Origin of the sequence: Rhodocyclus purpureus (assembly GCF_016653115.1) — a bacterium.
GTDB lineage: Bacteria > Pseudomonadota > Gammaproteobacteria > Burkholderiales > Rhodocyclaceae > Rhodocyclus > Rhodocyclus purpureus.
In genome coordinates, this window is record NZ_NHRX01000012.1 from 37,140 (window position 1) to 60,422 (window position 23,283).

Sequence of the window (23,283 nt, forward strand, 5' to 3'; positions counted from 1 at the left end):
CTCCTGCGAGAAACCCTGCTGCGGCAAGCTGCCGCGGGCAGGCCGGCCCGAATCCTTGCCCGATAAATATCAGATGCTTGCAGGGACGTCATCGCCCGGCGACCGGGTTTTCGGGGCTCCCCTCAAGATATGCCAAAAAATTATTCATCGAAGCGGTTGAATCGTATGGCATCGATTGGTGTTGCCTGCGTAGGATGATTGCAAAGATTTGCAAGCTTTTTTCGCTTCTGAGTGGCTATCTTGGGTTACGAGTTGTAAAAGCGACCGTCTGATTGTGACAATCTGGGCGCCTTCGGTGTTCAGCTTGCTTATCCGGCGGTGAGCCATCGATAAAACCTCGCTCAACGTAACCGGACTGCCACCATGACTGCCTCGAAATCGACGTTTTCGGCGCCTGCGCCGAAAGCACCTTCCGCTGACCGCCATTCGCGCAGGCTGGCCCTGTCGATTGCCAGCCTTGCCCTCATCGCTGCCGGGGGCTGTGCCGGCCTGAAGCCGGCACCGCTGACCAGCGACGAGATCAAGGCCTTCGAGGCCGCCGACCGCGAGTTGATCCAGCGCGACGTCGAGGCGCTGCAAGGGGCCTTGTCGCTTGAAGAAGCGATCGCCCGCGCGCTCAAGTACAACCTCGACCGGCGCGTCCGGGTCATGGAAGAAGCCGTCGCCCTGGGGCAACTCGATGTCGGCAGCTACGACATGCTGCCCAAGCTCGTCGCCAGCGCCGGTTATCGCGAGCGCGACTCGGATCTCATCAGTCGCAGCCGCGATTCGATAACGGGCGAGCCCTCGAAGAGCAACCCTTACATATCCTCCGACAAGCTGGTGAACACGCAGGATCTCTCCTTCACCTGGAGCCTGCTCGACTTCGGCCAGAGCTACTACGCGACCAAGCAGAACGCCGACCGCGTGCTGGTCGCCGCCGAGCGGCGGCGCAAGGCAATGCATCTGCTCATCCAGGACGTGCGCACCGCCTTCTGGCGCGTCGCCAGCGCGCAGAAGCTCAGGGGTGACGTGAACGCGACGATCGCTGCCGCCGAAGACGCGCTCAACGATTCGCGCATGGCCGGCGCCTCGCGTCTGCGCAATCCGCTCGACGCCCTGCGCTACCAGCGCCAGGTGCTGGAAAACCTGCGCCTCCTCGAAGCGATCGACCAGGAACTGTCGACGGCACGGGTCGAACTCGCGACGCTGACCAACCTGCCGCTCGCGCAGAACGTCACCGTGATCGAGCCCGACAGCCCGCCCAATGCCAAGTGGCTCGACATCCCGGTCGAGCAGATGGAGGAGCAGGCGCTCGCCCAGAACGCCGACCTGCGCGAAGCGTTCTACAACGCCCGCATCGCCAGCCAGGAAACGCGGCGTGCGCTGCTGCGTGTCTTCCCCGGCCTCTCCTTCAGCTACGCCAACAAGGTCAGCGACGACAGCTACCTGATCAACCAGCACTGGCAGGAGACGGGGATGCAGATCTCGCTCAACCTGCTCGGCATCCTCTCCGCACCGGCCCAGATGCGTCTCGCCGAAGCCGGCATCGCCGTCGCCGACCAGCGGCGCATGGCCACGCAGATGGCGGTGCTCAGCCAGGTGCATATCGGTCGCCTGCAGTACGCCAACGCCTTCCGCCAGTACGAGCGCGCCGACGCCATCGCCAGGGTGGACGGCGAGATCTCCGCACACATCGCCAACCGCGAGCGCGCGCAGACGCAGACCAAGCTCGACCGCGTCGCCAACCAGACCAGCTTCATCCTCAGCCAGCTGCGTCGCTATCAGGCGCTCGCCCAGGTCCATGCGGCGGCCAGCAAGCTGCAGGCGACCCTGGGCCTCGAGCCGGTGATCGACGGCAGCCGGGACATGCCGCTGGCCGCGCTGTCGCAGGTCGTGGCCAATTCCCTGAGCGGGATGGATCAGGCGCGTCTCCCCTCGCCGGCAGCAGCGGTTCCGGCTGCCGAGGAAGCCGTTCAAGTCGTTCCGGTCGCAGCGGGCGAGACGGATCCGGCTCCCGCGGAAGCCTTGACGCCGGCGCCGGTGGCCCTGCCGCAGGAAAGCGCCGTGCCCACGCCGGTCGTGACGGCTGAAGAAAACGTCGCGCCCGCGTCCGCCGTCGAGGAAGCCGCGGCGCCTGCGGTTGCCGAGGCAGTCGCCGCGCCGGAGGCAGTTCTTCCGCAGGCAGCCGAGCCCGCTCCCGTCGTCGCGGTCGAGGAAGCTCCCGCCCCCGCCGAAGCGCTGGTCGAGCCAGCCGCGGCGCCTGCAGCGCCCGAGGCAGCAGCCGCGCCGGCAGCGGTCGAAGCTCCGGCGCCGGAGGCCCTGCAGCCGCAGGCAGCCGAGCCCGCCCCTGTCGTCGCGGTCGAAGAAGCTCCTGCCCCCGCCGTCCCGGCGGTCGAGGAAGCTGCGGCGCAGGTGGCTCCCGAGGCAGCCGCCGCGCCGGTGGCAGTCGAAGCGCCGGCCCCTGCGCCCGTCGTCGCGGTAGAAGAAGCTCCGGCCGCCGCCCCGGCGCTCGACGTGGTGGTCGAGGAATCGGTCGCGCTTGCCCCGGCGGTCGTGCTGCCGGACGCAGAAGGCACGCCGGAGATCGTCGAAGGACTTGCCGCTCCGGCGCCCGATTCGGAAAGTTGAACATGTCGCAACGGCACTTCGGGCTCGCGTCCCTCGTTCCGATCCTGACGGTGTTCGTGCAGCCTGCACTGGCTGCCGAACCCGTCAAGGTGCCCGGCGCCGCGACCGTCGTCGCGCCGGTTTCTGCCGTCCCGGTCACCGGCGCGAGCACGGCCAGTGCCGGACTCGACAAGCGCGAGATCCGCGCCCAGCTCCTGCCGCGGCGGTACACGACCCTGGCCGCCGAGATCGGCGCCAAGGTGAACCGCCTGCCGGTTCCCGAAGGCGGGAGCTTCAAGGCAGGGCAGGCCCTGATCAGCTTCGACTGCTCGTTGCAGCAGGCGCAGCTCAACAAGGCGAGGGCGGCGCTGGTGGCGGCCGAGAAGACCTGGAACGCCAACAAGCGTCTCGCCGAGATGAATTCGGTCGGCATGGTCGAACTCGAGGTGTCCGAGGCCGAAGCCGCCAAGGCGCGCGCCGAGGTCGCCTCCAATGCCGCAGTGCTCGGCAAGTGCAACGTCCCCGCGCCGTTTGCCGGTCGCGTCGCCGAGCAGAAGGTGCGCGAGCAGCAATACGTGCAGCCCGGTCAGGCGCTGCTCGACATCATCGACGACAGCGTCCTCGAACTCGAATTCATCGTTCCGTCGTCCTGGCTGGTCTGGCTGCGTTCCGGACAGAGCTTCAAGGTCGATATCGACGAAACCCGCAAGTCCTACCCGGCGAAGTTCATCCGCATCGGCGCCCGGGTAGATCCCGTCAGTCAGTCAGTCAAGGTGGCCGCAGCGATCGACGGCAAGTTTCCGGAACTGATCGCCGGCATGAGCGGCAAGGTCCTGATCACCCCGCCCTGATACCGCCCAATCGGACAAGCAGCGGCAGTCTCCTGCCAACCAAGCTGCGCATCGGCACCACCCCACACCGCATGAGGTGAAACATGAAAAACGTCAATAAGTCCCACAAGCCCCATCACCCTGCCGCCCGTCGCCTGGTGCGCCGCGGCCCCAACCCGATGGCCCTTGAGCAGCGTTTCATGTTTGACGGGGCAGCCGTCGCCGATGCGGCGCACGCCGCCGATGCACCAACCGACAATCCGCTGGCCGACGTGCCGCTGACGCCGGCACCGGCGCCGGATGCCTCCGCGCCCGAAAAGGCCCCGGCGCCCGGAACGACCCCGAGCGAAGCGCTGATCGAGGCGCAGCGCCTTGCCGAACAGGTCGGCGTCGTGCGCCCGGTTGCCGGCGCCAGGGAAGTGCTCTTCATCGACAGCGCGGTCGCCGACAAGGCCACGCTGATCGCCGGCACGCGTGAAGGCGTCGAGATCGTCGTCCTCGACGCCGGCCGCGACGCCTGGGTGCAGATGACCGAGGTCATCGCCCAGCATCAGGATCTGGACGCCGTGCACCTCGTTTCGCACGGCAGCGAAGGCACCCTCCTGCTCGGCGGCCAGGCCTACGACGCCGCCGCGCTGCAGGCCCAATCGGCCTCCCTCGATGCCTGGCAGTCGCACCTCAGCGAAAACGCCGACATCCTCGTCTACGGCTGCGACGTCGCCGCCGGCGCCGACGGGCAAGCGCTGATTTCGTCGATCGCGAAGCTGACGTCGGCCGACGTCGCCGCGTCGACGGATTCCACCGGAGCGGCGGTGCTGGGTGGGGACTGGGTGCTGGAAAGTCAGACGGGCGCCATCGAAGCCAGATCGCTGGTATTCGAGCGCTATAGTGAGACGCTTGCCAGCAACTCTGCCCCGGTTCTGGACACGTCGTTTAGCCCGACGTTACCGTCGATCAACGAAGACATTGCCAGTGCCGACAATACGGGAACCACTGTGGGCGCCATGGTCGTTGATGGCTCGATCACTGATCTCAATGCGTCAACGGCACCCGAGGCGATTTATGTCACGGCGGTCGACAATACCCACGGTACTTGGCAATTCAAGACGGGTTCGAGGTGGACGGATTTTGATTTCAGCAGCAATCTTGGCAAGGGCTTGTTGCTTGACAGCACGAACTCGATCCGTTTTGTTCCAGATGCCGACTGGTCGGGCACTGCGACGCTTACATTTGGCGCTTGGGACAAGAGCAACGCCAACTCTAAGATCAAGGCAGGAGCTTATGTCAGTGTTGCCAACAAGGGCGGCACCTATGCCTACTCCAGTACCACTGACACAGCCAGCATTACGGTGAACTCCGTCAACGATGCCCCTGTGCTCGGTGGTGCTGGCTGGAAGCTTTCCTTTACCGAGGGGGATGCTGCGAAGGCGATCGATAGTTCGCTCACCCTTACCGATGTTGATGACTCCAATATTGAGTCAGCGACGGTGAAGATCAGCGGTGCTTACTTGAGCAGCGAGGACGTGTTGTCCTTCACCGATGTGGACGGAATTACGGGAAGTTGGAACAGCGGCACCGGTGTACTGACTCTGACTGGTAGTGCTACAAAGGCCCAATATCAATCAGCGCTTGAGAGCGTCAAATACCAGAATACCAACAACGACAATCCCAGCACCAGCGACCGCACAGTTACCTGGGTTGTGAATGACGGGACTGCCAACTCTGCGAGTGTCACCAGTACGATCAGCGTCAACGCGGTCAACGACGCGCCGACGCTGACGGCGACGGCGGTGAAACCGACCTTCACCGAAGGCGGGACTAGCAGCCAGAGCGTCCAGGGTGCGGCAGTAGCGGTTTTCAGCGGTGTGAAGGTATCGACGGTCGAGTCCGGCCAGTCGATCGAGGGGATCACCTTCACCGTCAGCGGTCTGGTCGACGGGGCCAACGAATCGATCGTGGTCGACGGCAAGACGATCACGCTGGGCAGCGATAGCACGGGAACGACCAAGACGAGTGGTCGGGGGTACAGCTACACGGTCAAGTTGTCGGGCACTACCGCAACGATCGTGTTGAGCGCCGGATACCTCAACACGCTGAGCACGATTGAAGCTGCGACGCTGATCAACGGGATCACCTACCAGAACACCAACATCGACAATCCGACGGCCGGCGAGCGCGTATTCACGCTGACGGTCAAGGAGAGTGGAACGTACTGCGGCGAAGCTGACACGTCCCTGCCGATCACCTCGACGCTGACGGTGGCGCCGGTCGACGACGCGCCGGTAGTCTATCTGGGTGGGCCTGCACAGCCGCAAGTCACCACGATCGCCTTCAACCCCACCGGCTACGACGTGGGCGACAAGGTGTCGATCACGGTGGATGGGGTGACGTACAGCTACACGGTTACGAAGGGCAATACCAGTGCTGAAGACGTCTATGACAAACTGAAGGAAGTCAGCGTCAGCGGCGTGACCTTGGCCGACAAGTTGGCCGCCAAGGGCGTGACCTGGGCGGATAACCTGACCGACAACGCGGTGACGCTGACCAGCAGGCCGGGGCTGGCCAACGCATTCACGATCGAGACCGCGGTCGATAACGGCGCGGATGTCGGGGTGCCATGGATCTACACCGTTGATTTTGACGGCTGGATATCTGGCTTCTCCAGCGGCAGCGCCTCGAAGATCACCATAAGCATCAATGGCACAGAGTATTCATGCAGCTACTCCGGCGCCTATGATAGCTATTGGCATAGCAATGGGAATTTCGACAGCGCCGCGTCGAACCTGGTTTCCACGTTGAACGAGGTGCAGGGGGTGTCGGCAAGCTACGATTCCTATTGGAATACCTTCACCATCCAGACGACGTTTGACGCAACGATCACGGCGACCTCGACGTCGTCTGACACCACGGGGTCCGTAAGCACCAAGCAGACGGGCTCCCTGCCCAGCGAGCAGCCGAACTTGACGGTCACCACGACGAGTCTGGCGGCCGATCCGATCGTCAACCGGACGGTCACTTTCACCGAAATCTATGGTACCGACAACCGGACCGCAGCGGTGGCCTTCACCTCGGGTGACATCAACATCAGCGACGTCGACAGTGCGAAGCTCGCCAATCTGAAGGTCAGCATCGACAAGACCACGCTGGAGGCTGGCGACCAGTTGCTGCTCGGTACCACCGCCATCGACATCACCGGGACCGCAGCCAAGGGGGAGGTGCTCTACAACGGCACCCGGTTCAGCTACGAGATTAACGATGCCGAGATCGGCGACACGCGCACGGTCACCTTCACCAGCGTTGATGGGGAAGGCGAGTCCGCTCCGGCCTTCAAGGCAAGCTACGAGAATCTGCTCGACAACCTGAAGTTCAACAGCACGTCCGACAACTTCACCAAGCCGACGCGTATCTTCGACGTGACGGTCAACGACGGCGAGTTGAACAGTGAGGTGGCGAAGCTCACCGTCAATATGGTCGCGGTCAACGAGGCGCCGGTCGTGGACCTCGATACGACGGACGGTGTTCGCTCGGGTCGGCATCAGGAAACCACGATCAGCTTCAATGCCGCTGGCTATGACGTCGGCGACGTGGTCTCGATCGCAGTGGATGGTGTGGTCTACAGCTACACGGTCGCGGCCGGACACACCAGTGCTGAGGAGGTCTACGACGCGCTGAAGGAAGTCAAGGTCAATGGCGTCAGCCTTGCCGACAGCCTGCCGAAGCAGGGTGTCACGCCGAATGGAGTCGCTTGGGCGGCCAACTTGGACGATAACTACGCGGTGACGCTGGTCGGTGGAGACGGAGAAGACAAGGCCTTCACCATCGCCACCGCGGTCGACAATGGCTCGGATGTCGGCGTTCCCTGGGTATATCGCGTTGCCTATAGCGCCCCCGGCGATTTCGACGCAGGTGCGGTCATCTCGATCACGATCGATGGCGTCGAGTACAAGGCTGTTGGCGACAAGCAGTCGATCGGTCGGTATGAATCGGATCAGGATGCCAGCCGTTTCGAGCGCGCCAAGGATAGTCTGCGTGCCACCCTTACCGCTGCAGGCTATACGGCCAGTTGGAACGGCAATTATTTCGACATCAGCACTTACCCTAGTGCCACCATTACCGGAGAGATAGATCCCGAGGAGTGTGGTGAGAATATCGTGGTTGCAGCCGTGACGACCCAGACGACCGGTTCCCTGGCATCGGATCAGCCCGCGCCAAAGGTGACTACGGTTGTGCTGCCGGCGGTGCCGATCGACCGGAGCGTCAGCTTCACCGAAGTGGAGGGGCCTGACGACGGTACCCACGCGGTGGCTTTCACCGAGGGTGGAATCAACATCAGCGACGTCGACAGTGAGAACCTCGCGAATCTGAAGGTCAGCATCGACAAGACCACGCTGGAAGAGGGCGACCAACTTCTGCTCGGCACCACCGTCATCGACATTACCGGCAATACGGGCCAAGGAGAGGTGACTTACAAAGGCACTTGGTTCAGCTACAAGATTGCCGACGACGGCAACACGCGCACGATCACCTTCACCAGTCTGAAGGAGACTGGAGGCGACTCCGCTGCGGCGCCCAAGGCAAGTTATGAAAGCCTGCTCGACGCACTGAAGTTCAACAGCACGTCGGACTACTTCACCGACCAGAGCACGCGTATTTTCAACGTCACGGTCAATGATGGCAGCCTCGACAGTGCGGCGGCCGTGTTCACGGTGACGATGAACGAGGTGGACGATGGCTTGAGCGTCAACGACATCTCGGTCAACGAAGGGTCACCGTACGCGGTGTTCAAGATATCCGCAGCCGGTGGCAGTTGGTTGCAGCTTTCCTTGAAGGATGGGACTGCCATCAATAGCGCCAACAGTCCTGCAACCGATGGTGCGGTTGACTTCGGACCGACGCTTCAGGTCTTCGACGGCAAGAACTGGGTCGATTACGTCCCCGGCAGCCGGGTACAGGTTCCCGCAGGCGGTTCGCTGCTGATGGTGCGCACTCCGATCATCAACGATACGCTTTATGAAGGTTCCCAAACCTTCACGCTGAGGGCGGATTCCTACTCGACTCAAACTTCGGGAACCCGGATCGCATCCGCCAAGGGTACCGCCACCATCCACGACGACGGTACCGGTGACGTCTTCAACAACAGCGGCGAAGCCAACCCTAATGCTGCGAAGAACGACGATCGCCCGCTGCAGGTTGATAGTCCGACGGTTAACGAAGGCTCCGATTACGTGGTGTTTACGGTCACTGGTGTTCCCGGCAGGGTCGATCTGTCGCTGGCTGGCACTGCCACAGACAACACGAATATCGTCAGCGGAGGACCGGCTTACATCCCAGCCACCGTCAAAGACTCGCAGAACAACGACGTGCAGAACCTGGAGTTCTGGAGCGGGACAAACTGGGTGCGTTACGATGGAAACAATGCCTCCATCGTCGATGCGGGTGGCGGAACCGGTAAACTTTTGGTTCGCGTCAATATCGCGTCCGAGCACGACACCTTGCGTGAAGTTGCCGAGACATTCAAACTGGTCGCGCAGCAGAGCGCCGACCCATCGTCCGGTACTGCCACGATCAGGGATGACGGGACTGGCAGCTACTGGATCGGCAATAACACTGCTCCTGCGACCCCCGCCGAGTTGGCTGCCGCCAAGATCTCGCTCGACGATGACCTCGACAAGGACGGCATCACCCCCAACACCGAAACGGCGCTGGCCGACATGCTGCGCAGCCAAGGCATCTCGACGAGTGGGACTGCCGGTGATGCGAACGGTGACGGAACACCCGATGCCGAGCAGAGTGGCGTGGCGACCCTCGCCTGGACGGACGTCAAGAGCTTCACCGCCGGTAACGACGGCACGCTGACCAGCGTCAAGCCCGTGATCACCATGGTCGTCACCAGCGGTTCCACGGGTGGTGCCGCGGAGCAGACGGCCCAGTTGGAGAACATCCAGGTCGCCGATTACAACGACCCGACCGTATTCGGGGAAACCGCACCCGGTACCGCCACCACCGACGAGAACGGGATCAGGACGGTCAAGTTGGGCGACGGCAGTACCGCGACCACGCCTTGGGATCCGATCCGCTTCGCCGTGACCTCGCAGAAAGATACGCTGCTCGAAGACGTCTTCAACGGCAAGGATGGCGCACCGAATATCGCCGGTACCCAGGTCCGCGTCGTGATCGACGTCAGCGCGGCCGGGCTCGATGCCGCGATGTTCACCGGCTACATCAAGTACGTCTCGCAGGAGGCGGTCGACAAAGGCGTCAAGGATCTCAACGGCAACACGATCACCAAGGTGGGCTGGTACGACTTCACGGCCAAGCTCGACGCCAATGGCAACCGTGTCGTCAATGCGGCCGGCAACATGGACGGCGCCAGGTTCATCGTTGACCCGGCTACCGGCAAGATCACCGCGATCGAGCTGATCATCACCGACAACGCCTTCGGTGACAACAACATGGCGGAGAATTTCGTCTATGACCCGGGCGTGCCGGTGGCGCGCATCGTCGAGGCTCCGGCCACGGTCCCGCCGCCTATCCTCCGTCCCCAGGCCGCTCCGGAAGCGCCGCGAGCACCCGCGCCGTTCGAGTTCCAGCCTTCCGAGCTGTGGAAGCCGATGGACTTCCTGTCTCCGGAGGCGTCCCGCTACACCGACAGCATCCTCGACCTGCGCGACATTTCGGACATCCTCACGCGTCCGGGCGACAAGGCCTTCCGCATCACCGTGGTCAAGGCCGACGATCCTTCGCTGTACACCTTCTACGGGGTGTCCGACCAGGTCTTCGACGTCGGTTCGGAAGTCATGTTCCAGTTGCCGAGCGACACCTTCGCGCATACCCGCGAGAACGAGACCGTCCGCCTGATGGCGCAGTTGGCCGATGGCGGTGCCTTGCCGAAGTGGCTGCATTTCGATCCGGCTACTGGTATCTTCTCGGGCAAGCCGCCGGTCGGCACGCCGCGCGATCTGGCGATCAAGGTGACGGCTCTGGATACCGAGGGCAGGAAGGCGACGACGACTTTCCGCATCAAGCTCGTTCCCGCAGAAAACCAGCGTGCGCTCGGTCGTGCGGGCTTGAGCGAGCAGATTCGCGCAGTCGGTCAGCGCAGCGTGTCCATGGAACGTCTGGGCAAGATCGAGCGGCTCGAGCGTGTCCAGGCGGTGAAGCGTGCTGCTTAAAGGTTATAGGGTTTGACTGAACAAAATCCTCTTCTCGTCCTCCTGGAACTCGCCCGCCGCGCAAGGCGGGCGGGCAGTTCCGAAGAACTGGCATTTCTCGTAGTCAACGACACGCGCGCACTGGCGGCTTACCGGCAGTGCGCGTTGTGGTTTTCCCCCGGCGGCGTCAAGGCATTGTCCGGCGTGCTGCAACTGGAGGCGAACGCGCCCTACGTCCAGTGGCTGAACCGGGTCTGCAGCCATCTCGCCGGGGGAGAGGGGGGCGCCCGCCAGGTGACGGCGGCGGACCTGCCCGGCGAGGATGGCGACGAGTGGGCGGAGTGGCTGCCCGAATTCGGCTTCTGGCTGCCTTTCGCAGGCCAGGTCGGCGAGCAGGCCGCGGGCGGCATGCTGTTCGCCGCCGACCGTCCGTTGAGCGAGTCGTCGGCGGCCGTGCTGCAGGAGTGGCTCGACCTCTGGCACCATGCCTGGCTCGCGCGCGTCCCGGCGTCGCGCTGGCACTGGCGCGACCTGCGGCGCAAGCTGCGCGACTGGCTGCTGCCGCATCCCGGCCTGCCCTGGTGGAAACAAAGGCGGGCGCAGGTGGCCGGCGTCGCGCTGGCCGTGCTGCTGTTTCCGGTTCGCCTGACGGTGCTCGCGCACGGAGAGCTGGTTCCGGCCAATCCGGCGGTGATCCGCGCGCCGCTCGACGGCGTCGTCGGCCAGTTCCATGTCCAGCCCAACGAGCAGGTCAAGGCCGGCCAGCCGCTGTTCGGCTTCGACGAGGCGTCGATCGCCGCCCGGCTGGAGGTGGCGGCGCAGGCCCAGTCCACGGCCGAGGCGGAGTATCGGCAGATCACCCAGCAGGCGCTCTCCGACAGCAAGTCGAAGGCCCAGTTGGCCATCCTCCTCGGCAAGATCGAGGAAAAGCGTTCCGAGGCCGATTACCTGCGCGGCCAGCTCGAACGCTCGCGCGTGCTGGCGCCGCAGGACGGCATCGCGCTGTTCGACGATCCGACCGAGTGGGTCGGCAAGCCGGTGCAGACCGGCGAGCGCATCATGCGCATCGCTGCCCCCGGCGACGTCGAGGTCGAAGCCTGGATCCCGATCGGCGATGCCATTCCCGTCGCCGCCGACGCGCCGGTGAGCCTGTACCTGGCCGCCAACCCGCTCTCCTCGCTGCCGGCCAGGGTGCGTTACATCGCCCATGACAGCGTCGCCCGCCCCGACGGCACCTATGCCTACCGTCTGCGCGCCAGGATCGAGGGCGGCACCGACCAGCGCGTCGGTCTCAAGGGAACGGCCAAGGTCAGCGGCGGCTGGGTGCCGCTGGTCTACTGGATCCTGCGCCGCCCGCTGGCGACGGTGCGGCAGACCCTGGGCGTGTGATGGCCCTGCCCCCGCTGCGCGAGGAGCTGTCCCTGCTGCCGGGCCCGCCGCTGGTCGACGGCCAGCCGAGCCATACGCTGCACGACCCGGTGCGCAACCTCTTCTTCCAGATCGACTGGTCGACCTTCGAGGTCCTCTGTCGCTGGGACCTGGGCGACCCGGCAGCCATCGCCGCGTCGATCGCTGCCGAGACGACGCTGCAACTGGAGGCGGCCGACGTCGAGGCGGTCGTCCGCTTCCTGCACGAGAACCAGTTGCTGCAACCACCGCCGGGGTCGGCCGCCGACTTTGCCAAGCGGCTCAAGCAGCGCAAGGGCAGCTTCGGCAAGTGGCTGCTGCACAACTACCTGTTCTTCCGCATTCCGCTGGTTAAACCCGACCGCTGGCTGGGGCGCTGGGCCGGTCGTCTCGATTTCCTCTATTCGCGCAGCTTCTTCCTGCTGACGCTGGCGGCGCTGGGCGTGGGGCTGGTCGAGGTCTATCGCGACTGGGAGAAGTTCACGGCGACGCTGGTCGATACCCTGACCTGGTCGGGGATGGCGAGCTACGGCGTGGCGCTGGTCGCCGTCAAGACCCTGCACGAGTTCGGACACGGCTTCACCGCCAAGCGCTTCGGCTGCCGGGTGCCGACCATGGGCGTCGCCTTCCTCGTCCTGTGGCCGGTGGCCTATACGGACACCAACGAGGTGTGGAAGCTCACCGATCGCCGCCAGCGCCTGCAGGTGGCCGCGGCCGGCGTCGCCACCGAGCTGATCATCGCCGTCTGGGCGACGCTGGCGTGGGCGCTGTTGCCCGAGGGCATCCCCAAGTCGATCGCCTTCCTGCTGGCGACGACGACCTGGATCACCACCGTCACCATCAACGCCAGTCCCTTCCTGCGTTTCGACGGCTATTTCCTGATGTCCGACTGGCTGGGCATGCCCAACCTGCACGGCCGCTCGTTTGCGCTGGCGCGCTGGGACCTGCGCGAACGGCTGTTTGCGCTCGGCGAGCCGGTCCCGGAAAGCTTCTCGCGCCGCCGCCACGTCGGCCTGATCCTCTTTGCCTGGGCGACCTGGATCTACCGGCTGGTGCTGTTTCTCGGCATCGCGGTGCTGGTCTACACCTTCTTCATCAAGGCCGTGGGCATCCTGCTCTTCCTGGTCGAGATCATCTGGTTCGTCCTGCTCCCGTTCTGGCGCGAATTCCAGGAATGGCAGAAGCGCTGGCCGGCATTGCGCCGGAGTTCGCGCGCCCGGCGCAGTGCGGTGATTGCGCTGGCGGCCCTGTCGCTGCTGGCGCTGCCCTGGCCGACGCGGATCAGCGCGCCGGGGCTGCTGCGGCCGCTCGAACAACTGGTCATCTACGCGCCGCAGCACGCGCAGGTGGTCGCCCTTCCGGTCGCCGAGGGCAGCCGGGTCGCCGCCGGCACCTTGCTGCTGCAACTTGCGTCTCCCGACCTGCACAGCCGCGAAGCGTCGGCGGTGGCGCGCGTCAATCGCCTGCGCTGGCAGGCCTCCGCCGGCGCCTTCGACGCCGAGCAGCGCGCGCAGTGGCAGGTCTTGCAGGAGCAACTGGCGACCGCGGATGCCGAGCTGGCGAGCGTCCAGGCCGACGCCGTCCGCTACGCGCCGGTCGCGCCTTTCAACGGTGTGCTGCGCGACCTCGATCCGGACCTGCGCCCGGGTGTCTGGCTGGGCCAGGGGGAGGTGATCGCGCGTCTGGTGGCCGAGGACGGGCAGCAACAGGCAGTCACCTACCTCGACGAAGAAGAGATCGGACGCGTCAAGGTCGGTGACCGCGCACGCTTCTACGCCGACGGACTCGAAGGGCCGTTCCTCGCGCTGCAGGTGCTGCGCATCGACCCGGACGCTGCGCGCACGCTGCCGGAGCCCGAACTGTCCACGCTCTACGGCGGCGGCCTGCTGGTGCGCGAGAAGAAGGGCGTGCTCTATCCGGAGCGGGCGCTCTACCGCGTCACCCTGAAGGCCACCGCGCCGGCCGGCGACCTGGCGGGAACGGCTTGGCGCGGCAAAGTGGTCATCGCCGGCGACTGGGCCGTTCCGGGCTGGCGCTTCCTGCGCTCGGCGCTCAGCCTGTTCTGGCGCGAAGCGGGGTTCTGAGGCGGCGCGTGACCCCGGCGTCCCGGGGCCGGAAACTGCATGCCGCGCTGTCCGCGGCCGGTATTCCCTCGCTGAATCCGCTAGCGCCAAGGAGCTTGCTCCGCGCGGGCAAGCCGATGGTATGCTCGCGCCGAGCCGGAGTGTCCCCGCTCCTGCGCAGGGCGGTGCCCTGGACATTGAAAACCCTTTTCAGCCACGAAAGCCACGCAATGAGACATCGACGTTAGTCGCTGGCTTATAACCCTTTGGGTTATGAGCATCTATTTATCTTCCGTTTCGTGGCAACTGCTTCTTCCCAGGATGAAATTCCTTAACTTCCCGCTGCTGCTCGTCGGACCCGGCGTCGGCCTTCGCGCCCTGCAGGCGCAGCGACCGGTCCGCCTGCACGAGTTCGCCCGCCGATGACGCCCCAGACTCAGTCCTCGGGCGAACTTTCGCGCGCGCTGACCGCGCTGTCGCCGCTTGCCAAGCGGGCGCTGCTGTTCAGTCTGGGCGTGAACCTGCTGATCCTGGCGCCCACCGTCTACATGCTCGAGGTCTATGACCGGGTGGTGAACAGCCGCAGCGAGGAAACGCTGCTGATGCTGACGCTCTTCGTGCTCGGCTGCTATGCGCTGATGGAGGCCTTCGAGTGGGTGCGTCGGGAAACGCTGGCGGCTGCCGGCGAGGTGCTCGACCGCAAGCTCGGCGGGCGCCTTTTCGCTGCCGTTTTCCAGGCCAACCTGCGCAAGCTGCGCGTTGGCGGGCCGTCCGTCTTCGGCGATTTCCGCGCCTTGCGCGAGTTCGTCTCGGGGCCGGCGGTGCTGGCCATCCTCGACGCGCCGGCATCGCTGCTCTTCCTCGTCATCATCTTCCTGATCAATCCGATCCTCGGCTATGCGGCAAGCGTGGTCGCTGCCATCCAGTTGCTGCTGACCTGGGTGACCGAGCGCAGCACCCGCGCCGCACTCGGCGAGGCGAGCAAGGAGGCCGTCCGCGCGCAGTCGTATGCGACCGCCACGCTCAACAACGCCGAGGTGGTGCGCGCGATGGGAATGCGCCCGCAACTGCACGACCGCTGGATGACGATCCAGCGAAAGCACCTGCAACTGCAGGCCGACGCTTCGCGGCAGGTTGCCGGAACGATGGCGTCGAACAAGTTCTTCCAACTCCTGCAGGGCTCGCTGATGATCGGGCTCGGCGTCTGGCTGACGCTGATCGGTGCCTTCCCCGGCGGCGAGGCGCTGTTCGTCGTCGCCTCGATCATCGCCGGCAGGGCGATCGCCCCGCTCGGCCAGCTCATCGGTTCGTGGAAGACGATCAGCGCTGCGCGCCAGTCTTACGCCCGGCTCGACAATCTGCTGACGGCGCTGCCCGAACAGAAGCCGGGAATGCCCTTGCCGCCGCCCTCCGGCAAGCTTGCCGTCGAGTCCGTCTCGGCGGCGCCGGCGGGCTCGAACGTGATCCTGCTGCGCAACATCAGCTTCTCGCTGAATCCTGGGACCGTCCTCGGCGTCGTCGGGCCGACGGCCAGCGGCAAGTCGACGCTCGCCCGCCTCCTGGTCGGCCTGTGGACGCCGCAGAGCGGTCGCGTCAGGCTCGACGGTGCCGACGTCGCGCAATGGAACAAGAGCGAACTCGGCCCGTACGTCGGCTACCTGCCGCAGGACGTCGAGATCTTCGCCGGAACGCTGGCCGAGAACATCGCCCGTTTCGGTGACACGGACCCGGCCCGGATCGAGGACACGCTCGCGCGCGCCGGTCTCTCGGGCTGGGTGCGGACGCTCGAAAACGGCATCGAAACGCTGGTCGGCGAGGGCGGCGAGACGCTCTCCGGCGGCCAGCGGCAGCGCGTCGCGCTGGCGCGTGCAATCTACGGCAGGCCGCGCCTGCTCGTCCTCGACGAGCCGAACGCCAGCCTCGACGAGGAAGGCGAGGGAGAGCTGGTGCGCACGCTGCTGCAACTGAAGGCTGAAGGCGCTGCGGTCGTCGTCATCACGCACCGGACCAGCATTCTCGCCGCGGTCGACCAGCTGCTCGTGCTCAAGGACGGGACGATCGCCAAGATCGGGCCGCGCGACGAAGTCCTCGCCGCGCTGGGGCAGGTACCCGGCGCCACGCCGAGGCAAACCCGATGATGCGCAAGCTGTCGGCTTATTTCCTTGCCCGCTGGGTCGGCGACAGTCCCTTGCGGCAGCCCTTGTGGACGATGCGGCGCGACTTCGGCACCGCGATCGCGCTGAGCGCGACGATCAACCTGTTCATGCTGGCGCCTTCGCTGTACATGCTGCAGGTCTTCGACCGCGTCATGTTGAGCCAGAACACGCTGACGCTCGCCATGATCTCGCTGATCACCGTCTTCTTCTTCGCGCTGATCGGCATTTCCGAGTGGTTGCGCACGCGCCTCCTGGTGCAGGTCGGACTGCGCTTCGAGACCCTGCTCAGCAGCCGGGTCTTCAACGCCGCCAACCAGGCGCGGATCGCGCGCGGCGTGCACCGTCCCGACGACGCGCTGGTCGACCTGGCCGGATTGCGCCAGTTCCTCACCGGCAATGGCCTGGCCGCACTGTTCGACCTGCCGTGGGCGCCGATCTACATGATCGTGCTGTTCCTGCTGCACCCCTTGCTCGGGCTGCTTACGCTCATCGGTGCGCTGCTCCTGGGCTGGCTGTCGCACCTGCAGCAGAAGCAGACGCGCGCGCCGCTCGCGGCTGCGCAGGACGCGGCCAGGCAACTCAACCGCTTCGTCCTCGGCAAGCTGCGCAACTCCGAAGTGATCGAGGCGATGGGGATGCAGGAAAGCCTCGGCCGGCGCTGGCTGCAGCGCCACCGGGCGCACTCGGGCTTGCAGCGTGGCTCGCAGCAGGTCGCGAACCGTGTCGACACCTTCACCAAGTTCGTCCGCTACTCGCTGCAGTCATTGAGCCTAGGCGCCGGCGCGCTGCTCGTCATCCACGACGAGCTCACCATCGGCGGCATGTTCGTCGCCAGCATCCTGCTCGGCAAGGCGCTGCAGCCGATCGAGCTCATCATCGGACAAAGGCGCGCGCTGGGGACTGCGCGCGAATCCTTCGCGCGCATCGAAGCGCTGCTGAATGCCCATCCCGCTGCGCCCGAGGCCGCAGCGGCCTGGCTGCTCGCTGCGCCGATCAGGCAGCTGCAGCTGCAGGGCGTCGCCGCCTGGACGCCGGAGCGCAAGCGACTCATCGTGCAGCCGCTCGATCTGGAGTTCGTCGCCGGTCAGGTCACCGGGATCCTCGGCCCGTCGGGCTCGGGCAAGTCGACGCTGGCGCGGGTTCTCGTCGGCGTCTGGCCCGCCGTCGACGGCGAGATCCTCATCGACCGCCGTCCGCGCGGCGACTACGACGAGATCGACCTCGGCCGGCGTGTCGGTTATGTGCCGCAGGACATCGAACTCTTCGACGGGACCATCGCCGAGAACATCGCCCGTTTCGGCGAGGTCGATGCAGAGGAGGTGATCCGCGCCGCGACCGTCGCGCAACTACACGACTACATCCTGCACTTCCCGAACGGCTACGACACGCCGATCGGCGAAGCAGGGTCGAAGCTTTCCGGTGGCCAGCGCCAGCGTATCGCGCTGGCGCGCGCGCTCTACGGCGACCCCGACCTGATCGTCCTCGACGAGCCCAACGCCAACCTCGACGAGGTCGGTGATCGCGCGCTGGCCGCAGCGGTCGCGCAGCTGAAGGCGGCCGGGAAGATCGTCGTCTTCATTTCGCATCGGCCCGGCCTCATGAAGAGCGCCGATCGCCTCGTCATCCTGCAGGCGGGCAGCGTCGCCTTTGCCGGCAGACCCGCCGAATTTGTCGCCAAACGCCAGGAGGCACAGACCTCCGCGAGGAATCAACATGTCGAATGAAACGCTGCCGGTAGTGCAGGCCGGCGCCGCCGAGGACCCCCTGGAGCATTCCGATCGCGTCCTCAAGATCGGCCTGCGCGCGCTCGCGGCAGGTCTCGCCGCCTTTTTGCTGTGGGCCTGCTTCGCCCCACTCGACGAGGGGGTGCCCACCGTCGGCAGCGTTTCGATCGACACCAAGCGCAAGTCGGTGCAGCACCTCTCGGGTGGCATCGTGCGCGAGGTGCTGGTCGGCGAGGGGCAGTTCGTCAAGCAGGGCGACGTGCTGCTGCGCATCGACGAAGCTGCGACGCGTGCGAACTACGAAGGTGGACGGCAGCAATACCTCGGCGCGCGTGCCGCCGAGAGCCGGCTGCTGGCCGAGCAGGCGGGTGAGGCGAAGATCGCCTTCCATCCCGACCTGATCGCTGCCGCTTCCGAACCGCTGGTCAGTGAACTCGTCGCCAACCAGGAAATGCTCTTCCGCTCGCGCAAGGCCGCGCTGCAGGCCGAACTCGCGTCGATCGAGGAGTCGATCGCGGGAACCGAGGCGCAGATCCAGGGCTATGCAGGCCTGCTCGAAAGCCGCCGCCAGCAGCAGGCGCTGCTCAAGGAGGAACTCGTCGGCGTTCGCGAACTGGTCGGCGAGGGCTACGCGCCGCGCTCGAAGCAACTGGAACTCGAGCGCAACCTGGCCGATGTCTCGGGCAGCATCGCCGACGTCGGCGGCAATCTCGCGCGCGCGCAGAAGACGGTCGGCGAGTTGCGACAGAGGGCGATCCAGCGCCGCCAGGAGTTCCGCCGCGAGGTCGACAAGGAACTGGCGGACATCAGGCGCGAGGCGCAGGCCGGTCAGGAGAAATACAAGGCGCTCGCCGACGAACTCGGGCGCACCGAAGTGCGCGCGCCGGTCGCCGGGCAGGTGGTCGGACTCGCGATCCAGACCGTCGGCGGGGTGATCCAGGCCGGGCAGAAGATCATGGACATCGTTCCCGAGAACGAGGCGCTGCTCGTCGAAACCAAGGTGCCGCCGCAGTACATCGACCGCGTCAAGGTCGGCGACGAAGCCGACATCCGCTTCTCGGCCTTCGCCCACTCGCCGCAGCTCGTCGTCAGCGGTCGCATCGAGTCGCTGTCGCGCGACCTCGTCCAGGACCCGCCGAGCGGCGGGCAACCGCTGCCACCTTACTACCTGGCGCGGGTGTCGGTGACCGCCGAAGGCCTGCAGAAACTCGGCGATCGCGTCATGCAGCCGGGGATGTCGGCCGAAGTGATCATCAAGACCGGTTCGCGCAGCCTGATGACCTACCTGCTGCACCCGCTGCTGCGCCGTCTGTCCTTCTCGCTGAAGGAGGAATGAGGTGCTGCGCACGACCCTGAAGGTGCTGCTGCTCGGGCTGTCGCTGCCCGCCCTGTCGGCGCAGGCGATGGACCTGCTCGGCGCCTATCGTGCGGCGCTCGTCAACGACGCCACCTTCCAGTCGGTACAGGCGGCTTCCGGGGCGACGCGCGAGACGCTGCCGCAGGCGCGCGCGCAGTTGCTGCCACAGCTGTCGGCGAGCGCTACGAAATTCAGGAACCGCACCGACAAGAGGATCACGAGCGAAACGGGCTCCCCATCGCTTAGAAACGAGCATTTCCCGGACTACGACAGTTCGAACGCCTCGCTCAGCCTGCGCCAGCCGCTCTTCCGCCTGGCCAGCGTCGCCGGCTACCTGCAGGCGCAGGCCCTGGTCGAGGGCGCGGATGCGGCCGAGGAAAAGGGGCGCCAGGACCTCGTCCTGCGCGTCGCCAGCGCCTACTTCGAGGTGCTCTTGGCCCGGGACTCGCAGGCGCAGTTGCTCGCGCAGCAGGAGTCGCTGGCGGCGCAGCTGAAGGCGGCGCAGCGGGCCTTCGCGGCCGGGCAGGGGACGCGTACCGAGATCGAGGAAGCGCAGGCGCGTTTCGACGCGACCGCGGCACAGCTGATCGCCGCGCGCAGCGAGGTCGATTACGCGCTCGAACAGCTGCAGGCGCTGGTCGGCGAGCCGGTCGCCTCGATCGATTCGCTCGTCCCCGAGCGGCTCAAGCTGGTCCCGCCCGACCCGCTCTCGCTCGACGAATGGGTTCGCCTCGGCGAAGCGCGGAGTCCCGAGCTCAAGCGCCTGCAGGCCGAGGTCGATGCCGCCGACAAGGAACTGCTGAAGGCGCAGGCGGGACACTTCCCGACCGTCGATCTCGTCGCCCAGCGTACGCGCAGCGAGAACGACATGGTGACCGCCTTGTCTCCGGATCAGACCACCACCTACCTCAATTCGCAGCTCGGCGTCCAAGTCAGCATCCCGATCTTTTCCTCGGGCTACGTCGGCGCCACGGCGGCCGAGGCACGGCAGCGTCTGGCCAAGGCGCGTGCCGACCTGGAAGCGGCGCGGCGCGCCCTGCGCGTGCAGTTGCGCCAGCAATTCCAGGGCGTCGCCGACGGCATCGAGCAGATCCGCGCGCAGGAGCAGGCGCTGCGCTCGGCCGAGCAGGCGCTCACGGGAACGCGCAAGGGCGTGCAGGCCGGAACGCGAACCAGCCTCGACGTCCTCAACGCCGAGGACAAGCGTGCCGGCGCGCTGCGCGACCTGGGGCAGGTGCGTTACCGCTACCTGCTGTCGCGGATCGCGCTGCAGGCGCTCGCCGGCGGGGACTCGGTCGGCGAAGTCGAACGCATCAACGCCTGGCTGGCGCGCTAGCACCCATGCCGCTACTGTGCTAACGATCATGGCGAGTCGTGCCACCCCTGAACATGAGCCATTCGCTCCGTCATGGCGAGGCGCGTAGCGCCGTGGCAATCCAGTTCGTTCTTCTGTACTGGCGGCGTTCCAGATAGACGCGAGTGAATCTGGAACTGCCCCACGAACTGGATCGCCACGCTCTTCGGGCTCGCGATGACCGACTGCTGCTGATCGCGACGGCTTCGGCAGATCAGCTCGGCCGATGCTTCACGAAATTGTTCCACGTTTCACGTTAACCAGGAATTCCGATGTCCAAGCGCCTCCCGTCGCCCGCTCCGCGGCCCGATGCAAGCCTCAGCCGCACGCTCTACAGTGGCCTGCAGCAGACGACCCGACAGATGGAGAAACTGCACGGCGTCGTCGCCGCGAGCGGCTTCGGCCTGCTGCGCCGGTTGCCCCTGCTCGACAAGCCGGTGCGCCTGGCCGAGACGCTCCACGACACCGTCGCCGGTGGCGTCTTTGCCGCGCTGCGCCAGGGCGGCGGCGCTCTGCTCGAGGTCGCCGAGGTGGTCGAGGACATAGCGCGTGCTCCCGGCTCGACAGCTAATCGCGGCACCGGCGCCTTGCGCGCAGCGCTCAACGCGGTCGCCGGCGAGGAACTGGCGACGCGCGGTAATCCGCTGGCGATCGCGATGGGCCTGTATGCCGACGGCCAGCGGCTCGAACTCGATGGCGCCTCGCTGGCCGCGGCGCAGCCCGGGGCTACAGGCGAGATCGTCGTCTTCGTGCACGGCTTTGCCTGCGACGAGAAGGTCTGGCTGCAGCGAGGCACCGCCGCTGCCGGCGAGTCGGCGCAGCCCTTCGGCGAGCGTCTCGCCGTGGAACTCGGGGTGACGCCGCTCTACCTGCGCTACAACAGCGGGCTGCCGATCGCCGACAACGGACGCGCGTTCGGCGAGTTGCTGGAAGCGCTCGTCGCCGCCTGGCCGTTGCGTTCGCCGCAGCTGACGCTGATCGGCCACAGCGCCGGCGGCCTCGTCGCGCGCTGTGCCTGCGAAGTTGTCGACGACGCCGGTGTCTGGCCGCGCTGGTCCTGGCAGCGGCAGACGCGCATGCTGATCTGCCTGGCGACCCCGCACAGCGGGGCGCCGATGGAGAAGATGGCCGACCTGGCGACGCAGGCGCTGACGCTGTCGCCGCTCACTGCCGCGCTCGGCCGCTCGGCGGCACAGCGCCGCGAACAGGTCGAGGCCTTGCGCCGCGAGCTGTCGGGCACGCAAGCAGCAACCCGCGGGATCGCCTACCGCCTGCTCGGCGCGAGCCTGGCCGAGGACGTCGACCACCCCCTGGGCGAGCTGATCGGCGACGGCGTCGTCACCCTGTCGGGTGCCACCGCGCACCCGGCTAGCGGCGACGTCGACAGCCGGCGCTTGGGCGGCGTCGGCCACCTGGGGCTGCTCGCCGACGAGCGCGCCTACCGGCAGATCAGGGAGTGGATGGGAGCGGTACTGAAATAATTACGGGGACGATAATTCGTCCCCGATTCGGGGCTCACGGCCCTCCCACGACAGGCCGATGTCGTGAGCGTGCGTCGAGAGCAGCACCACGTCATCGCGAGCCCGAAGGGCGTGGCGATCCAGTGCGTAGGGCTGCTATCGGGTCGCCCGGGTTGGCGAGGGCAGCGAAACTTGGCGAACGAACTGGATTGCCACGGCGCTACGCGCCTCGCAATGACGGCATCGAAGCGTCCTTGTCGGGCCTCACGGTCCTCCCACGACAGGCCGATGTCGTGAGCGTGCGTCGAGATCAGCACCACGTCATCGCGAGCCCGCAGGGCGTGGCGATCCAGTGCGCAAGGGCTGCTATCGGGGCGCCCGGGTTGGCGAGGGCAGCGAAACTTGGCGAACGAACTGGATTGCCACGGCGCTACGCGCCTCGCAATGACGGCATCGAAGCGTCCTTGTCGGGCCTCACGGCCCTCCCACGACAGGCCGATGTCGTGAGCGTGCGTCGAGATCAGCACCACGTCATCGCGAGCCCGCAGGGCGTGGCGATCCAGTGCGTAGGGCCGCTATCTGGGCACCCGGGTTGGCGAGGCCGCGAAGCTTGGCGAACGAACTGGATTGCCACGGCGCTACGCGCCTCGCAATGACGGCATCGAAGCGTCCTTGTCGGGCCTCACGGCCCTCCCACGACAGGCCGATGTCGTGAGCGTGCGTCGAGAGCAGCACCACGTCATCGCGAGCCCGGAGGGCGTGGCGATCCAGTGCGCAAGGGCTGCTATCGGGGCGCACGGGTTGGCGAGGGCAGCGAAACTTGGCGAACGAACTGGATTGCCACGGCGCTATGCGCCTCGCAATGACGGCATCGAAGCGTCCTTGTCGGGCCTCACGGCACTTCCACGACAGGCCGATGTCGTGAGCGTGCGTCGAGAGCAGCACCACGTCATCGCGAGCCCGCAGGGCGTGGCGATCCAGTGCAAGGGCTGCTATCGGGGCGCTCGGGTTGGCGAGGCCGCGAAACTTGGCGAACGAACTGGATTGCCACGGCGCTACGCGCCTCGCAATGACGGCATCGAAGCGTCCTTGTCGGGCCTCACGGCCCTCCCACGACAGGCCGATGTCGTGAGCGTGCGTCGAGATCAGCACCACGTCATCGCGAGCCCGCAGGGCGTGGCGATCCAGTGCA

Annotated in this window: 12 protein-coding genes; 10 read left to right on the forward strand and 2 right to left on the reverse strand. The window is 66.1% G+C overall.

Annotated features, from left to right (window positions below; all coding sequences use genetic code 11):
• The first annotated feature begins 363 nt into the window (after positions 1-363).
• From CCR84_RS01825 to CCR84_RS01865, 9 genes are all read left to right on the forward strand, one after another.
• Positions 364-2,610, forward strand: coding sequence for a TolC family protein (locus CCR84_RS01825; RefSeq protein WP_242508483.1), 2,247 nt, complete (start codon positions 364-366; stop codon positions 2,608-2,610).
• Between the two features lie 2 nt (positions 2,611-2,612).
• On the forward strand, positions 2,613-3,440 hold the full coding sequence (locus CCR84_RS01830) for an efflux RND transporter periplasmic adaptor subunit (RefSeq protein WP_201209231.1): 828 nt from the start codon (positions 2,613-2,615) through the stop codon (positions 3,438-3,440).
• A gap of 83 nt (positions 3,441-3,523) precedes the next feature.
• Positions 3,524-10,591: a DUF4347 domain-containing protein gene (locus CCR84_RS01835; protein ID WP_201209232.1), complete on the forward strand. Its 7,068-nt coding sequence runs from the start codon at positions 3,524-3,526 to the stop codon at positions 10,589-10,591.
• Between the two features lie 12 nt (positions 10,592-10,603).
• Positions 10,604-11,959: an efflux RND transporter periplasmic adaptor subunit gene (locus CCR84_RS01840; protein WP_201209233.1), complete on the forward strand. Its 1,356-nt coding sequence runs from the start codon at positions 10,604-10,606 to the stop codon at positions 11,957-11,959.
• On the forward strand, positions 11,959-14,061 hold the full coding sequence (locus CCR84_RS01845; protein WP_201209234.1) for an efflux RND transporter periplasmic adaptor subunit: 2,103 nt from the start codon (positions 11,959-11,961) through the stop codon (positions 14,059-14,061). Before CCR84_RS01840 ends, CCR84_RS01845 begins: the two co-directional genes overlap by 1 nt.
• A 401-nt stretch (positions 14,062-14,462) precedes the next feature.
• Positions 14,463-16,178, forward strand: coding sequence for a type I secretion system permease/ATPase (locus CCR84_RS01850; protein ID WP_201209235.1), 1,716 nt, complete (start codon positions 14,463-14,465; stop codon positions 16,176-16,178).
• A complete protein-coding gene (locus tag CCR84_RS01855) occupies positions 16,175-17,920 on the forward strand; it encodes a type I secretion system permease/ATPase (RefSeq protein ID WP_201209236.1) in 1,746 nt (581 codons plus the stop codon). Before CCR84_RS01850 ends, CCR84_RS01855 begins: the two co-directional genes overlap by 4 nt.
• Positions 17,910-19,256 carry an HlyD family type I secretion periplasmic adaptor subunit gene (locus CCR84_RS01860; RefSeq protein WP_201209237.1) on the forward strand — a complete coding sequence of 449 codons (1,347 nt, stop codon included), beginning with the start codon at positions 17,910-17,912 and terminating at the stop codon, positions 19,254-19,256. Before CCR84_RS01855 ends, CCR84_RS01860 begins: the two co-directional genes overlap by 11 nt.
• Position 19,257: 1 nt before the next feature.
• Positions 19,258-20,613, forward strand: coding sequence for a TolC family outer membrane protein (locus CCR84_RS01865; RefSeq protein WP_201209238.1), 1,356 nt, complete (start codon positions 19,258-19,260; stop codon positions 20,611-20,613).
• 26 nt (positions 20,614-20,639) lie between these two features.
• Here CCR84_RS01865 and CCR84_RS01870 read toward each other — a convergent pair whose 3' ends face one another.
• Positions 20,640-20,879 (reverse strand): hypothetical protein, encoded by a 240-nt coding sequence (locus tag CCR84_RS01870; protein ID WP_201209239.1) that lies wholly within the window; start codon positions 20,877-20,879, stop codon positions 20,640-20,642.
• Between the two features lie 24 nt (positions 20,880-20,903).
• Between CCR84_RS01870 and CCR84_RS01875 the strand changes: the two genes are divergently transcribed.
• Complete coding sequence (locus tag CCR84_RS01875) at positions 20,904-22,112, forward strand: esterase/lipase family protein (RefSeq protein WP_201209240.1); 1,209 nt, start codon at positions 20,904-20,906, stop codon at positions 22,110-22,112.
• Between the two features lie 510 nt (positions 22,113-22,622).
• Here the strand turns inward: CCR84_RS01875 and CCR84_RS16325 are convergent.
• The coding region (locus CCR84_RS16325; RefSeq protein ID WP_207186181.1) for a hypothetical protein at positions 22,623-23,283 on the reverse strand (661 nt) is incomplete at its 5' end.